Source organism: Amycolatopsis sp. EV170708-02-1, from assembly GCF_022479115.1.
Taxonomy (GTDB): domain Bacteria; phylum Actinomycetota; class Actinomycetes; order Mycobacteriales; family Pseudonocardiaceae; genus Amycolatopsis.
The window spans coordinates 8298351-8312798 of sequence record NZ_CP092497.1; the positions used below are offsets into that span (position 1 = coordinate 8298351).

14 protein-coding genes are annotated in these 14448 nt (G+C 69.6%); 3 read left to right on the top strand and 11 right to left on the bottom strand.

Annotated features, from left to right (window positions below):
• Positions 1-91 precede the first annotated feature (91 nt).
• The 3 genes from MJQ72_RS37725 to guaB form a co-directional block, all read right to left on the bottom strand.
• Positions 92-1225 carry a GuaB3 family IMP dehydrogenase-related protein gene (locus MJQ72_RS37725; RefSeq protein ID WP_034304399.1) on the bottom strand — a complete coding sequence of 378 codons (1134 nt, stop codon included), beginning with the start codon at positions 1223-1225 and terminating at the stop codon, positions 92-94.
• A 150-nt stretch (positions 1226-1375) separates the two neighbouring features.
• Complete coding sequence (locus MJQ72_RS37730) at positions 1376-1846, bottom strand: DUF3574 domain-containing protein (protein ID WP_240595772.1); 471 nt, start codon at positions 1844-1846, stop codon at positions 1376-1378.
• A gap of 81 nt (positions 1847-1927) precedes the next feature.
• Positions 1928-3439: an IMP dehydrogenase gene (gene guaB / locus MJQ72_RS37735; RefSeq protein ID WP_240595773.1), complete on the bottom strand. Its 1512-nt coding sequence runs from the start codon at positions 3437-3439 to the stop codon at positions 1928-1930.
• Between the two features lie 135 nt (positions 3440-3574).
• Here guaB and MJQ72_RS37740 point away from each other — a divergent pair, with 135 nt between their 5' ends.
• The gene (locus tag MJQ72_RS37740) at positions 3575-3961 is read left to right on the top strand and encodes a DUF5319 domain-containing protein (protein WP_005166667.1); all 387 of its coding nucleotides are present in this window, start codon (positions 3575-3577) and stop codon (positions 3959-3961) included.
• Between the two features lie 91 nt (positions 3962-4052).
• On the opposite strand, the gene MJQ72_RS37745 is transcribed toward MJQ72_RS37740, so the two are convergent.
• The 5 genes from MJQ72_RS37745 to MJQ72_RS37765 form a co-directional block, all read right to left on the bottom strand.
• Positions 4053-5000 carry an anti-sigma-D factor RsdA gene (locus MJQ72_RS37745; protein WP_240595774.1) on the bottom strand — a complete coding sequence of 316 codons (948 nt, stop codon included), beginning with the start codon at positions 4998-5000 and terminating at the stop codon, positions 4053-4055.
• Complete coding sequence (locus MJQ72_RS37750) at positions 5001-5573, bottom strand: sigma-70 family RNA polymerase sigma factor (RefSeq protein ID WP_026467317.1); 573 nt, start codon at positions 5571-5573, stop codon at positions 5001-5003. It abuts the gene before it with no gap.
• A gap of 381 nt (positions 5574-5954) precedes the next feature.
• Positions 5955-6551, bottom strand: a complete 597-nt coding sequence (locus MJQ72_RS37755) for a response regulator transcription factor (protein ID WP_003073605.1) — start codon at positions 6549-6551, stop codon at positions 5955-5957.
• Between the two features lie 140 nt (positions 6552-6691).
• Positions 6692-7531, bottom strand: coding sequence for a hypothetical protein (locus MJQ72_RS37760; protein WP_240595775.1), 840 nt, complete (start codon positions 7529-7531; stop codon positions 6692-6694).
• A gap of 9 nt (positions 7532-7540) precedes the next feature.
• Complete coding sequence (locus tag MJQ72_RS37765) at positions 7541-8455, bottom strand: MerR family transcriptional regulator (protein ID WP_396427025.1); 915 nt, start codon at positions 8453-8455, stop codon at positions 7541-7543.
• Between the two features lie 248 nt (positions 8456-8703).
• Between MJQ72_RS37765 and MJQ72_RS37770 the strand changes: the two genes are divergently transcribed.
• Entirely contained in the window at positions 8704-9006 is a 303-nt protein-coding gene (locus MJQ72_RS37770) for a WhiB family transcriptional regulator (RefSeq protein ID WP_034305019.1), read from the top strand.
• Positions 9007-9321: 315 nt separating this feature from the next.
• Here MJQ72_RS37770 and groL read toward each other — a convergent pair whose 3' ends face one another.
• The 3 genes from groL to MJQ72_RS37785 form a co-directional block, all read right to left on the bottom strand.
• Positions 9322-10935 carry a chaperonin GroEL gene (groL, locus tag MJQ72_RS37775; protein WP_240595777.1) on the bottom strand — a complete coding sequence of 538 codons (1614 nt, stop codon included), beginning with the start codon at positions 10933-10935 and terminating at the stop codon, positions 9322-9324.
• A 100-nt stretch (positions 10936-11035) separates the two neighbouring features.
• Positions 11036-11329 (bottom strand): co-chaperone GroES, encoded by a 294-nt coding sequence (gene groES / locus MJQ72_RS37780; RefSeq protein ID WP_007031106.1) that lies wholly within the window; start codon positions 11327-11329, stop codon positions 11036-11038.
• Positions 11330-11757: 428 nt separating this feature from the next.
• The gene (locus MJQ72_RS37785; RefSeq protein ID WP_240595778.1) at positions 11758-12408 is read right to left on the bottom strand and encodes an HAD family hydrolase; all 651 of its coding nucleotides are present in this window, start codon (positions 12406-12408) and stop codon (positions 11758-11760) included.
• A 144-nt stretch (positions 12409-12552) separates the two neighbouring features.
• Between MJQ72_RS37785 and MJQ72_RS37790 the strand changes: the two genes are divergently transcribed.
• Positions 12553-14436, top strand: coding sequence for an N-acetylmuramoyl-L-alanine amidase (locus MJQ72_RS37790; RefSeq protein WP_240595779.1), 1884 nt, complete (start codon positions 12553-12555; stop codon positions 14434-14436).
• Positions 14437-14448 lie beyond the last annotated feature (12 nt).

The following is a 14448-nucleotide window of genomic DNA, read 5'->3' on the forward strand; positions in this document are numbered from 1 at the left end:
TGGGGCACGTGAGGCCGATGGGGCACGTGAGCACAAACCGGCCCGGATCGCGTTTAGCGGGCTAAACGCGATCCGGGCCGGGAAGCGAGCGTCAGCGGCGAACGGTCAGGCCGACCCGCTGGAACTCCTTCAGGTCCGAGTAGCCCGTCTTCGCCATCGCGCGGCGAAGCGCGCCGAAGAGGTTCACGACACCCTCGGCGTCCGAGGACGGCCCGAACAGCAGCGTCTTCAGGTCGACGGCGTAGTCCGGCCCCAGCGCCACGCGCGAACGCGGCAGCGACGGGTGCGCGGCCGCCGACGTCCAGTACAGCCCCTGCCCCGGCGCCTCGGAGGCGGCGGCCAGCGGCGCGCCCAGCATGACCGCGTCGGCACCGCAGGCGATGGCCTTCGCGATGTCGCCGGACGTGCTCATCCCGCCGTCGGCGAGCACGTGGACGTACCGGCCGCCGGTCTCGTCGAGGTAGTCACGCCGCGCGGCCGCGGCGTCGACGATCGCGGTCGCCATCGGCGTCCCGATCCCGAGCACGCTGTCGGTGCTCGTCACACCGCGGCTGGCCCCGTGCCCGACGATCACGCCGGCGGCGCCGGTGCGCATCAGGTGCATCGCCGTGCGGTAGTCGCTGACGCCGCCCGCGATCACCGGGACGTCGAGCCTGCCGATGAAGTCCTTCAGGTCCAGCGGCTCGGCGTCGCGCTGGACGTGCTCGGCCGAGATGATCGTGCCCTGCACGACGAGGATCTCGACGCCGGCCGCGAGCAGATCCGGCGTGAGCTCGGCGGCGTGCTGCGGGCTGACCCGCGCGGCCACGGTGACCCCGGACTCGCGGACGGTCTTGATCGCCTCGGTCAGCAGGTCCAGCCGGATCGGGGCGGAGTGCAGCTCCTGCAGCTCACGCACGATCGCGGTCGGGTCTTCGGTGTCCTCGGCCGCCCGGACGAGGCGGAAGATCGCGTCCTCGACGTTCGGGTGCCGCGCCCACAGCCCTTCGGCGTTGAGGACGCCCAGCCCGCCGAGCTCGCCGACGGCCACCGCGGTTCCCGGCGACACGATCGCGTCGGTGGGGTGGGTGACCAGCGGCAGCTCGAACCGGTACGCGTCGATCTGCCAGGCGGTGGACACGACCGAAGACGACCGGGTGCGCCGCGACGGCACGATCTCCACGTCATCGAGGTCATACGCCCGCCGCGCGGTGCGGCCCATGCCGATCTCGACCAGATCCCGCACGTCAAGTCCCTTCTCACCGACGACCGTTACACCCCATTGTCGCTAGGCCGCGTGGGTGACCTGCGCACGGGGCACCCGAACCGGGCCGGAAGTCACACCAGCCCCATCAGCCACACCCGTTTCGCGTTTAGCCCGCTAAAGGCGCTCCGGTCAGAAGGAGACCTTCTCCACGGAGTCGGTCCGGAGGACGGATTCCTGCGAGAAGGCCTTCTTGTAGTCGGTCCGGATCTCCTCGATCTCGCGGTTCGCGTCGCGATCGCTGAACGGGTAAACGACGACGATCACCTTCGACTTCTCCCGCGAGATCACCCCGTCCGAACCGCGCCACTGGCCGCGCCCGGTCAGCTCGGTGAACCCGTCCGGGAACCTCGGCGTGACGGCCTTGTCGGTGAACGCGGTGAACTCGGCATCGGTCAGCTCCCCGCCGCCCGGCTTCGTCGTCCCGAAGTACAGCTCGGTGCGCTTCCACAGCTCACCCGGCGACGCCTGGAGAGCGGCGGCCTCGGGTGCGGAAGGCGCGGCGGAAGCGGTGGGGACGGCGGAAGCCGCCACCCCGCCGCCGAGCCCGAGGGCGGCGGCGGCGAAGACGGCGAGCGCGGTCCGGCGCGACGTGAAAGACATCGGGTTCCTCCCAGGAGACTTGATCAGCGGGCCAAGTCTCCCGGGAACGGAACCGGGTGGGTAAGTGTCCTAAGGGGCGGACTAACGGGTGGTGTAGTTCGGTGCCTCGACGGTCATCGTGATGTCGTGCGGGTGGCTCTCCTTGAGCCCGGCCGCGGTGATCCGTACCAGCTGCGCCTCCTGCAGCTCGGGGATCGTCGACGCGCCCGCGTAACCCATCCCCGACCGCAGCCCGCCCACCAGCTGGTGGACGACGTTCGCGAGCGGCCCGCGGAACGGGATCCGCCCCTCGATGCCCTCGGGGACCAGCTTGTCCTCGCTCAGCACGTCGTCCTGGGCGTAACGGTCCTTCGAGTAGGACTTCGCCTGGCCGCGCGACTGCATGGCGCCCAGCGAGCCCATCCCGCGGTAGGTCTTGAACTGCTTGCCGTTGACCAGGATCAGGTCGCCGGGCGATTCGGCGGTGCCCGCGAGCAGGCTGCCCAGCATCACGGTGGACGCGCCGGACGCGATCGCCTTCGCGATGTCACCCGAATACTGGATGCCGCCGTCGCCGATCACCGGGATCCCCGCCGGGCGCGCCGCCTGGTCGGCCTCGTAGATCGCCGAGATCTGCGGCACGCCGACTCCGGCGACGATGCGGGTGGTGCAGATGGAACCGGGGCCGACACCGACCTTGATCCCGTCCGCGCCCGCGTCCACCAGCGCCTGCGCGCCGGCCCGGGTCGCGACGTTGCCGCCGACGATGTCGACGGTGTCGCCCAGTTCCTTCTTCAGCAGCGCGACGGTCTCGACGACGGCGCGGGAATGCCCGTGCGCGGTGTCGACCATCAGCACGTCCACGCCGGCGTCGGCCAGCGCCATCGCGCGCTTGTGCCCGTCCGGGCCGACGCCGACGGCGGCACCGACGATCAGACGGCCGTTGGTGTCCTTGGAGGCGTTGGGGTACTGCTCGGTCTTGACGAAGTCCTTGACCGTGATCAGCCCGCGCAGCTTGCCGGCGCCGTCGACGATCGGCAGCTTCTCGATCTTGTGGCGGCGCAGCAGCCCGAGCGCGGCCTCCGCGGTGACGCCGACCTGCGCGGCGACCAGCGGCGGCTTCGTCATCACCTCGTGCACCGGGCGGGTGTGGTCGACCTCGAACCGCATGTCGCGGTTGGTGATGATGCCCACCAGCGTCCCGGCGGCGTCCGTGACGGGCACGCCGGAGATCCGGAACCGCGCGCACAGGGCGTCGACCTCGGCGAGGGTGTCCTCGGGCGAGCACGTGACCGGGTCGGTCACCATGCCCGCTTCGGAGCGCTTCACGACCTCGACGGCGGCGGCCTGGTCGTCGATCGGGAGGTTGCGCTGGAGCACGCCCATCCCGCCCTGACGCGCCATCGCGATGGCCATCCGGCCCTCGGTGACCGTGTCCATGGCGGCGGAGACCAGCGGGATGTTCAGGGTGACGTTGCGCGAGAGCCGGGTGCGGGTGCTGACCGCACTGGGCACCACGTCGGACTCGGCCGGCAGCAGCAGCACGTCGTCGAAGGTCAGCCCGAGCATGGCGAACTTGCTCGGGACGGGGGCGGTGACGCTGTCGCTGGTCATAGCAGGCGAAGGGCCTTCCTAGCGGTGATGGAAAGAAGCCGCCGTGGCTGGTGGCATCGTGGCGGGGGCCTGCCCCTCATGATATCCGGGCCGGGCGGCCGCCCGGCCCGGGTGGGCGCCCGGTAGCGTGCAGGCGTGCCGCAAGATGCGTTGCCCCCAGACCCGTTCGCGGATGACCCGGACGACCCGGCCCGCGCGTTCATCGACGACGCCGACCGGCTCGACGAGCCGATCAGCGACGAAGAGCGCACCGAGCTGCTGGCCGACCTCTCCGATCTCGCCGTCTACCAGGCGCTTCTCGAGCCGCGTGGAGTACGCGGGATCGTGGTCGACTGCGGTGAATGCGACGAACCCCACTATCACGACTGGCATCTGCTGCGCGCCAGTCTCGAGCAGCTGCTCGCCGACGGTCGCATGCGGCCGCACGAGCCCGCGTTCGACCCGAACCCCGGTGACTACGTGAGCTGGGACTACTGCCGCGGCTTCGCGGACGGTGTCACGGCCAACGAAAGCGCCTACTGATCGCGTTTAGCCCGCTAAACGCGATTTGAGCCAGACAGCGAAAGGGCCTGGTGAGAGTGATCTCACCAGGCCCTTTCGGCGTTCCGGGGTGTTACGGCGTCTCGACCGCGCCCGCGGGAGCCTGCGCTCCGGCACCCGGCGACGGCTCGTTCCGCGAGCCGCCCGGGTCGTTGCCCGAGGCAGGCGGCGTGGTCGACGTCGTGGGCGGCGGGGGCTCGCTGGTCGTGGTCGGCGGAGTCGGCGAGGGAGTCGTGGTGCCCGGCAGAGTCGTGCCGGGGTTGCCGCCTCCCGGCAGCGATGTCGGCGGAGCCGTCGGCTGCGGAGTGGGCTGCGGGGTGGTCGCGACCGGAGTCTGCGACGGCGACTGCTGATCCGGGGGCAGCGGCTGCTGACCGGGATTCTGCAGCTGAGCGCTCAACTGGCGGTGCTGTTCGAGCAGCTGATCGCGATTTTCCTCGTCGGTCACCTGGCTCAGCGCGGCCTGAGCCTCGTCGAGCGCCTTGCGGGCGTCGTCGAGGCGCCCACCGGCGAGCGCGAGGTTGGCCTTCTCGAGATCGAGTTTGGCCGCGGCGGCGGCCTCGACCGATCGGGCGTGGTCGGCGTAAAGCACCTTGGTCAGGCCCCAGAGAGTGTCACCAGGCTGCGCGTCCTTCGCGGCGAGACCGGTACCGGCGAAGGCGATGGCCAGGACGGCCGCGGCGGCGGCCACCGGGACCAGCAGCCGGCGTCTTCCCCCGTGTTTGCGGGCGAGCGCGGCGGTCTTCACGGTGACGACGGCGGTGTCGACGTCGACGAGTTCCGCGAGCGGCTCGCTGTCGATGTCACGACGCCAGGCCAGCAGCAGGGCGTTGAGCTCTTGATCCCCGAGGTCGTCGGCCATCTTCGGATCCGAGCCACCGAGGGCGTCGAGCAGCGCGTCGTCGGCCTGGACGGCCGACAGATCCGCGGCGAACTCGGCTTCCGAGGGCGTCAGCCCTCTTTCGAAAGCCGTCAGTTCACGATCGGTCCCAGGGGAGAACCGACGGTCGCGATCGGTCACTCAGATCACCTCCTCAGCGGCCAGAACCTTACGTAGGCGCGCGAGGGCGCGATGCTGGGCCACCCGGACGGCGCCGGGGGTGGACCCCACGGCCTCCGCCGTCTCTTCGGCGGACAATCCCACGACAACCCGCAGGACCACGATCTCACGCTGTTTGTCGGGGAGGACGCGCAGCAGCTGCGACATGCGCTCGTTCAGCTCGCCTTGGAGAGCACGCTGCTCGGGACCGACGCCGCCCTCGACCTCGTCGGGGACTTCGGCGACCGGTTCGGCGCGGTTGCGGGCCGCGGCGCGATGCGCGTCGGCCACCTTGTGCTGGGCGATCCCGTAGACGAAGGCCAGGAACGGGCGGCCCTGATCACGGTACGAAGGCAATGCCGTGAGCACCGCGAGACACACCTCCTGAGCAACGTCGTCTGCGGAAGCGAACGAACGCTCCTGCCTGCCAACCCGAGCGCGGCAGTACCGCACTACCAAAGGACGGATGGCCGCCAGCAACCGCTCGACCGCTTGAGGATCACCCTCAACAGCAGCGGCGACCGGCTCATCCAGTCCGTCCCCCACATTGGCCATCGCAGACAACAGTCCCAGTGTTACGTATAGGCGTGCAAAGAGTCCGGCGTGTGACTTCGGAGACCACTACCGGTGACAGCTACCGTACCGCCCGGGTCCGTCACCTTCACTGACGGCCGTCATCGGCGCGCCGCCTCTCCGGCGAGCGCGCTGAACCCGGGTCTTCCTGGTTCCCTTCGCTCGTAGTCGAACTTTCAACGAGCCGGAACACAGTGGGGTACGACGGTCCGCCCAGAGGCGGACTCGCTCGGGCAAGAGTGCCTGAGCGTCGAACATAAATGCGCGAAGCGTGACAGGGAACACAGGTACGGGCCAGGGGTACTCCCCCGGCCCGTTCGTCACCCGTTGTGCAATCTGACCGATGAAATCAGGAAAGCGTTGTCAGGAAACAAGTCCACGGCGGAATCCGTGGGCGACCGCCTGTGCGCGGTCCCGAACGCCGAGCTTGCGGAACAAGCGGCGCGCGTGGGTCTTCACGGTGTCTTCGGACAGGTACAGCTCGCGGCCGATCTGTCCGTTGCTCTTGCCCTGGCTCATCCCGCGAAGCACCTGGAGCTCGCGCTCGGTGAGCTGGACACCGGGGTCGGACGGCTGGCGCGGCGCCGGCACCGAGGTGCTGGCGAGCGTGTGCGCCAGTGCGGCGACCAGCTCGGGACGCGAGGCGTCCCAGCGCAGGTAGCCGCGCGCGCCGCCGGCGATCGCGGCGGCGATGCTGCCCGCGTCGTCCGGGGCGCCGAACACGATCACGTTCGCTTGGGGGTTCGCAGAGACGAGCCGCCGGGTGGCTTCGACGCCAGTCGGGACAGCGCGCTGGGTTCCGACCAGCACGACGTCGACCGGCTGACGGGAGTACCGGGCCAGCAGCTCGTCACCGTGCGCTACGCAGTCGATGCGACTGACCCCTGGGACCGCGGACATCACTCGAGTGAGCCCTTCGCGGACACTGCGTCGGTCGTCGCAGATCAAGACCGTCGTCACGGGGTTTCCTTCCTGCAGCCGGGTGACATTCCACTTCCCCTATCGGACGCTTTAGCCCGAACCTTGACACGATCCGGTGGCTTTTTTTGAAAGTTCTTAGCCCGGTTGCCGGAATGGGCCCTCCAACAGGCTAGACGCCCTCAGAGGGGGACCCACGGAGATTCCCGTGCGAGCCACCTCCCGCAAGGATCCGCATGCCGTAACACTGCGTGCAACAGTTCGGCACTTCTGAATCGATACTCATCGGCGTGTCCTGCCCCGAAGTCCGCCTCGAGCAGGTATGCCACCCACAGAAGTGAATTGAATTCGTATTTCTCGGCGGTTTCGCGCGCGCTCTCTACCAGCGCTTTCGCCCGGTCCCGCTCAGCGGGACCGGCATTCGCGATCGTCACGGCGAGTACAAGCCGTGATTTGACGACATGCCGGCAAGCGCCTCTGGTGCGCGCGGTTTCCAACGCCATTTCCGCGGGCGCGACGGCCGCCTCGGAAATGTTACCCGCCAGTTCGATTTCCGCGCCCACCCAACCGGCCCTGGTCCGGGTCCGCCAGTTGCCGGAGTGCACGCTCGCACGGGCGAGCAACCGCCGGGCGGCGGTCAGCCTGCCGCGCCCGAGATTGTCCGCCGCGAGCCCCAGGAGGGCGTCCGCCCGCGCGCCCTCGGCGTCCAGACCGTCGGGGTCGGGCTCGCCCAGCGGCTCCGAGATCACCGACGAGAGCGCCTCACCGTCGAGGACGAGCGCCGCCGCGTGCCCACCCAGCTGCCGCCGATGCGACGCCAGCGTGCTCGCGGCCAGCGACGCGAACACCGGGCCACCGTTCACGCGCAACCCGTTCAGCAGCGTGGCCGCAGCCGCGTACCGGCCGCGGGCGCCGAGCCCGATCGCGGCCAGCAACCGCCCGCGCGGCGACGCGGGCACCGCGAACGGGTTCGGCGGCGGCAAGCCGTCGCCGAACGCGGCGGACCGCAAGGACAATTCCATGCGTCCTTTCTATCGCCTCGCACCGACAAGAACGTGCTCGATCCGGTCGGCGGCGGTCGTCAGTTCGCCGAGCAGTTCGATCTTGTCCGGGAGGGTGGCGGGATCCCAGCCGGGACCGCACGCGAACAGCCTGCTGCGCTGACGGCCGCGGGACACCCTGGCGAACAGGCGCGGGTCCGCGGTCGCGCGCCGCCCCGACCACAGGACGACCGCCGCCGGGACGCTGCGCCGGACGGTCACCGCGAGCACCTCGGCCGGCAGGGACGCCCCGAACAGCTGGGCGCCGATCCGGCGTCCCGCCAGCGCCGCGGCGAGCGCGTACATCGGCAGGTTGTCGCGCTCGTCCGGGACGCAGGTCAGCAGGACAGGGCGTTGGTTACGCGGCTCGCGGAGCACCGGCGTCGCGCGGACGAGGGCGGCGTACACGCATTCGGCGAGCAGGTACTCGACCTCCGCACCGGCGCTCACGCCGCGCCAGCGCGCGCCGAGCGCGGTCAGGACCGGGGACACGACACCGGTCCAGGCCGGCAGGACGCCGAGTTCGCGGATCGTGTCGGCGAGCATGCGCTGGACCGCGCCGAAATCCATCGCCAGCGCGGCCGTGCTCAACCGCCTGGCGAGGCGGGACGGGACGTCGTGATCCTCGGCGGCCGGCGCGGCGGCCTGCTCCGCCACTTGGACGACGGCGGATTCCGGAGGCTCCGTCGCCGTCCTGGGCATCTGCTCGAGCGCGTACTTCGCGGCTTCGGCCGTCGAGGCGCCGCGAAGGAGCGCGCGCTGCATCAGTTCGAGACGGCCGATGTCGGAGCTTCCGTAGCGACGGTGACGGCCGTTGGTGTGGCGGCTCGGCCCTACGCCGTATCTGCGGTCCCAGGTGCGCAGGGTGGACGGTGCGACCCCGAGCCGGCGAGCGACGGAGGCCACCGGCAGGGTGGGTTCTTCACTGCTGGTCCGAGATCCCACTCGACCCAATATCCAGGCAGGCCGGGACAGGGGCAACCGGAGCGGAAAGTAGGGCTCACACATCCGGGGGATGCCTAACGGCTGAATCGTCTTGAATCTCTTGAACAAGTATTGGCGCGCTTCTAACGTTACCGCCGTTGCACCGAATGGAGTATCCGCAGCGCAGCAGAGCAGGTAAACGCTTCGACCGGATGACGGAGGCGGTCAGGATGGCGGACACACGCAGGCTCCCGGGGCCCAACGCGGATGTATGGGACTGGCAGCTCGAAGGGTCGTGCCGAGGCATGGACAGCGCGTCCTTCTTTCACCCTGACGGCGAGCGCGGGCCGGCCAGAGCCCGTCGCGAGGCGCGGGCCAAAGCCGTGTGCCTGGCCTGCCCGGTACTGGCGATGTGCCGGAACCACGCACTCGCCGTGCACGAGCCGTACGGGATCTGGGGCGGGCTGTCGGAATCGGAACGCGAGCACATCATCAAGGCTGACAAACGCCAATTGAGCATGTCGAACGGCTGATCCGGCCGAGTCGGCAACGCGGAAGGGCGGCATCCGGGTGGGGTGCCGCCCTTCCGCGTCCCCGGGCACCGGATCGCGTTTAGCCCGCGAAACGCAGGTCAGCGGGCCCAGGCGCCCGGATCGCGATTAGCCCGCGAAACGCAGGTGGGCGAGGGTGGCCGGTCAGATCGCGATTAGCCCGCGAAAGTCGCTCTGCCTGCGGTCCCGTGGCCGGATCGCGTTTAGCGGGCTAAACGCGATCCGGGCGTGGGAGGGGCAGGACAGCAAAACGGGGCGGCACTCCGACTGGAGTACCGCCCCGCTTCAGGGGTGGAACTAGTGCGCGTGGCCGTGACCGGCCGCGGCGGGCTCCTCCTCGACCGGCTTCTCGACGACGGAGCTCTCCGTCGTGAGCACGAGCCGGGCGATGGAAGCGGCGTTCGCCACCGCGGACCGGGTCACCTTGACCGGGTCGACGATGCCGGCGGCCAGCAGGTCGGTGAGCTCACCGGTGGCGGCGTTGAAGCCGTGCCCCCAGTTCTGCTCCTGGACCTTGTTCACGATGACCGCACCCTCGTGGCCCGCGTTGGTCGCGATCCAGAACAGCGGGGCGGACAGCGCGTCGCGAACGATGCGCACACCGGTCGCTTCGTCGCCTTCGAGGCCGAGGGAGCCGTCGAGCTCCTTGACCGCGTGCACGAGCGCCGAGCCACCGCCGGGCAGGATGCCCTCTTCGACGGCCGCCTTGGTCGAAGCCACGGCGTCCTCGATGCGGTGCTTGCGCTCGTTCAGCTCGGTCTCGGTGGCCGCGCCGACCTTGATCACCGCGACACCGCCGCCGAGCTTCGCCAGCCGCTCCTGCAGCTTTTCGCGGTCCCAGTCGGAGTCGGTGTTCTCGATCTCCTTGCGGATCTGCGCGACGCGGCCCGCGATGTCGTCCTTGGTGCCGGCACCGTCGACGAGCGTGGTGTCGTCTTTGGTGACGACGATCCGGCGGGCGTTGCCCAGCTGGGCCAGCGTGGTCTCGGACAGCTTGTGCCCGATCTCGGCCGAGATGACCTCGCCGCCGGTGACGACCGCGAGGTCGTCCAGGAACGCCTTGCGGCGGTCACCGAAGAACGGCGCCTTGACCGCGACGGCGGTGATCGTCTTGCGCAGCGAGTTCACCACGAGGGTGGACAGCGCTTCGCCGTCGACGTCCTCGGCGATGATCAGCAGCGGCTTCTTGGCCTCGACGACCTTCTCCAGCACCGGGAGCAGGTCGGCCAGCGCCGAGATCTTCTCGCGGACGAGCAGGATGTAGGCGTCCTCGAGGATCGCCTTCTGCTCCTCCGGGTTGGTCGCGAAGTGCGCCGACAGGAAACCCTTGTCGAACTGGACACCCTCGGTGATCACGAGCTCGGTCGCCAGCGTGGACGACTCCTCGATCGTGATGACACCGTCTTCGCCGACCCGCTCGACGGCCTCGCCGAGCAGGGCGCCGATGGCCGCGTCACGCGAGGTGACGGTGCCGACCTGGGCGATGTTGTCGCGGCCCTTGACCGGGGTCGCCTTCTCCTTCAGCACCGCGATGACCTTCTCCGCGGCGGCCTCGATGCCACGGCCGACGGCGGTCGGGTTGGCACCGGCGGCGACGTTGCGCAGGCCGACCTTCACCAGCGACTGCGCGAGCACGGTCGCGGTCGTGGTGCCGTCACCGGCGACGTCGTTGGTCTTGGTGGCGACGCTCTTGGCGAGCTGGGCGCCGAGGTTCTCGAACGGGTCGTCGAGCTCGATCTCGCGAGCGACGGTGACGCCGTCGAGGGTGATGGTCGGGCCACCGAACTTCTTGTCGAGCACGACGTGGCGACCGCGCGGGCCGAGGGTGACCTTGACCGCGTCGGCGAGCTTGTTCACCCCGCGCTCGAGCGCGCGACGAGCGTCCTCGTCGAAACTGATCTGCTTGGGCATGGCCTGTTCCGCTTACCTTCCAGTTCTAAAGCTCGGAAAACACGAACGCCCCGTTCCCCGGCAATGCGGGGCCCGGGGCGTCATGCGCTGAGAGCGGACGTCAGTTGATGACGGCCAGCACGTCGCGAGCGGAAAGGATCAAGTAGTCCTCACCGTTGTACTTCACTTCGGTGCCGCCGTACTTGGAGTAGATGACGACGTCGCCGACGGAAACGTCGAGCGGGACGCGGTTGCCCTTGTCGTCGATGCGGCCCGGGCCCACGGCCAGAACCTTGCCCTCCTGGGGCTTCTCCTTGGCGGTGTCGGGGATGACGAGGCCGGAAGCGGTCGTCTCCTCGGCCTCACTCGTCTGGACAACGATCTTGTCCTCGAGCGGCTTGATGTTCACGCTCACCGGGTTGACCTCCACGGTCGTCGAAAGCGTTGGCAGGATTAGTTACGGCTCCTACCACCCCCGCCGTCGCGGGTGCCGGGGCGTGTTCGGGCCGTGCAATTAGCACTCTAGCCATGTGAGTGCCAGCTTCGCAAGGAGGGTCCGCTCACCTCGTCCCCGAGCGCTTGACCGGCCGTTTTCGCGTCCCGGCGGGCAAGGGGGTGCCGCGCCCCGAGCGTCGGCTGCACGCGCACGCCGTCGACCGGGACGACGACCTGAAGATCGGAGTCAAGTCCACGCCGATCCTGTTCGGCCGCCAAGACCGGCCTGTCGAGTTCCACGTCGCCGTCATGGCCGCAGGCGTGCTTGTTCCGTCCACCAGAGCAGGCCTCACCGCGCGCCGGGAGCGTCCGGGCGAACAAGCACGTCGGCCTGGTGGCGGAGCGCGTTTAGCCCGCTAAACGCAGGTCGGCGAGGTCGGTCACCAGGGCATCGGGGTCGAGGGCGGCGAGGGCCCTGCGCTTCGCGGGCGTCTTCGCGAGGGCGATCGAAGCGACACCGGCGGCGCGAGCGGCCAGGACGTCCGCGGCCGAGTCACCGACCATGACGCACTGCCCCGGCGACGTGCCGAGCGCCTTCACCGCGGCGTCGAGGAGCGCCGGCTGTGGTTTCAGGCGCGCCGGGTCGCTCGTCGTCCGCGCGCTGATCCCGCGAACGAACTCGGCCAGGTCGTGCAGGCCCAGGAAGGACCGGATCGCGTCGACGGAGTTGTTGCTGACGATCGTCACCGTGAACCCCTGCGCACGCCAGTCACGGAGCACGTCCGCCACACCGGGCGACGGCGAGATCTGCGCGACGGCCTCCCCTTCGAAGCGGCTGAGCTGCCGCTCGACGACGCGCGCGGCGTTCGGACCGCACGAGGCCGCGTACCGGAGCACGTCGAACGGATCGGCCGTGGAGATCAACTCGGGCTCGACGAGGCGTTTCAGCCTGTCGGCCACCTCGCTCGCCGGAAGCCTGGCGAACACGTCGCACACCGGCCCGTCGAAGTCGAGGAAGACATGGTCCTTCTCCTGCAGAAGCTCCTTCACCCCACCCATGCCCCCCACCTTGCCACCGACCTGCGTTTAGCCCCCTAATCGCGATCTGGAGGGACCTTACGGACGAAGCCGGTTTCTGGTTAGGTTCCGACCATTGGGGTCGGTCCTGTTCGAGCAGACCTAGTCATCTGGGGGTATACGCCCATGCCGCGTCCCTTCCGTCCCGTTACCCGGCGCCGATCCAAACGGACCGCCGGGCTCGCGATCCTCAGCCTCGCCGCCGGCCTCCTCGCCGCGGTCCCCGCCGAAGCCACCCCCGCGGACCAGCAGCGTCAGCGGGACTTCGCGGCCGCCGCGCAAGAATTCGGCGTCCCCGAGAACGTCCTCCTCGGCGTCTCCTTCCTGGAGTCACGCTGGGATTTCAACGCCGGCACCCCGAGCACGTCCGCCGGCTACGGCCCGATGCACCTGACCGACCTGCGCGAAGCGGGCACGGGCACGCATCACGACGAAGGCGAGGAGGACCCGCGCGGCGACGACGCCCGCCCGGCGAAACTCCCGGTGACGCCGGCGCCGAAGCCTCCCCCGCCCGGCCTCCAGACCATCGACGAGGCTGCCTCGCTGATCGGCCAGGACGTCGCGACACTGCGCACGAACACCACCCAGAACATCCGCGGCGGCGCCGCCCTGCTGGCGAAGTACCAGCGCGAAACCGGCGATTGGAGGGCCGCGGTCGCGCGCTACAGCGGCGCGAAGGACGCCGAGGGAGCGCAGTCCTTCGCCGACGAAGTCTTCGACACCATCTCGAAGGGCGTCAGCCGCAGGACCGACGATGGTCAGAACGTCACCCTCGCCGCGTCGCCGGTGAGCCCGGCGCGCACCCAGGCGGAAGCCCCGAGGACCGAGTGCCCGAAGAAGGTCTCGTGCCTTTCGGTGCCGGCGCCGTACCAGGAGCTGCCGAACAACGACTACGGCAACCACGACAAGGCGGACCGGCCGAAGAGCCAAAAGGTCGAATACATCATCATCCACGACACCGAGGGCTACTGGGACACGGCGATGGACCTTGTCACCGACCCGACGTACGTGAGCTGGCACTACACGATCCGCTCCTCGGACGGTCAGATCGCGCAGCACGTGCCGACGAAGGACGTCGCCTGGCACGCGGGCAACTGGTACGTCAACGCGAAGTCCGTCGGCATCGAGCACGAGGGCTTCGCCGCGAAGGGCACTTGGTACACGGAGGCGATGTACCGCACCTCCGCGAAGCTCGTCGCCTACCTCGCGCGGAAGTACGACATCCCGCTCGACCGCGCACACATCCTCGGCCACGACAACGTCCCCGGCACGATCCCCTCGACCATCCGGGGCATGCACTGGGATCCGGGCCCGTACTGGGACTGGGCGCACTACTTCGAGTTGATGGGCGCGCCGCTGTCCGGCTTCGGCCGTCCCGGCTCGCCACTGGTGACCATCACCCCGGACTTCGCCACGAACCAGCCCGCATTCACCGGTTGCGAAACCGCCGGAAAGCCTTGCCCGGCAAGGGGTTCCGGTTCGGTCGTGCTGCGCAGCGAGCCGAGCGACACCGCGCCGCTGCTCAAGGACATCGGCCTGCGCCCGGACGGTTCGGCGAGCACGATGGCCGTTTCCGACATCGGCAGCCGCGCGGAGACCGGCCAGCGTTACGTGGTCGCCGAGCGGCGTGACGGCTGGACGGCGATCTGGTACCTCGGCCAGAAGGGCTGGTTCCGCGACCAGCGCACGACGAGCCCCGCGTTCGGTCTGGTGGTCACGCCGAAGCCCGGCCTGGCGACCGTGCCGGTGTTCGGCCGCGCGTATCCCGAAGCCGAGGCCTATCCGGCGAACGTGCCGGTGCAGCAGGTGATCCCGCTGCCGTACACGTTCTCGGCCGGGCAGCGGTACTCGGTCGGCAACGTCCTCGGTTCCGAGTACTACTCGGCGACGACGTTCGACCCGGCGAACCACGTGGTCGTCAAGGGCAAGACGAAGTACGTGCAGATCCAGTTCGGACACCGCGTCGCCTTCGTGAAGGCGGACGACGTCCGGATCCTGCCCGCGCTCTGAAGCCGTCCCCGG

Coding starts and splice junctions, on each gene's coding strand:
- MJQ72_RS37730 (WP_240595772.1), bottom strand. CDS start 1,846: ATGTCTTTCACGTCGCGCCGGACCGCGCTCGCCGTCTTCGCCGCCGCC.
- guaB (WP_240595773.1), bottom strand. CDS start 3,439: ATGACCAGCGACAGCGTCACCGCCCCCGTCCCGAGCAAGTTCGCCATG.
- MJQ72_RS37750 (WP_026467317.1), bottom strand. CDS start 5,573: ATGGCCAATGTGGGGGACGGACTGGATGAGCCGGTCGCCGCTGCTGTT.
- MJQ72_RS37760 (WP_240595775.1), bottom strand. CDS start 7,531: ATGGAATTGTCCTTGCGGTCCGCCGCGTTCGGCGACGGCTTGCCGCCG.
- MJQ72_RS37770 (WP_034305019.1), top strand. CDS start 8,704: ATGGCGGACACACGCAGGCTCCCGGGGCCCAACGCGGATGTATGGGAC.
- groL (WP_240595777.1), bottom strand. CDS start 10,935: ATGCCCAAGCAGATCAGTTTCGACGAGGACGCTCGTCGCGCGCTCGAG.
- MJQ72_RS37785 (WP_240595778.1), bottom strand. CDS start 12,408: ATGGGTGGGGTGAAGGAGCTTCTGCAGGAGAAGGACCATGTCTTCCTC.
- MJQ72_RS37790 (WP_240595779.1), top strand. CDS start 12,553: ATGCCGCGTCCCTTCCGTCCCGTTACCCGGCGCCGATCCAAACGGACC.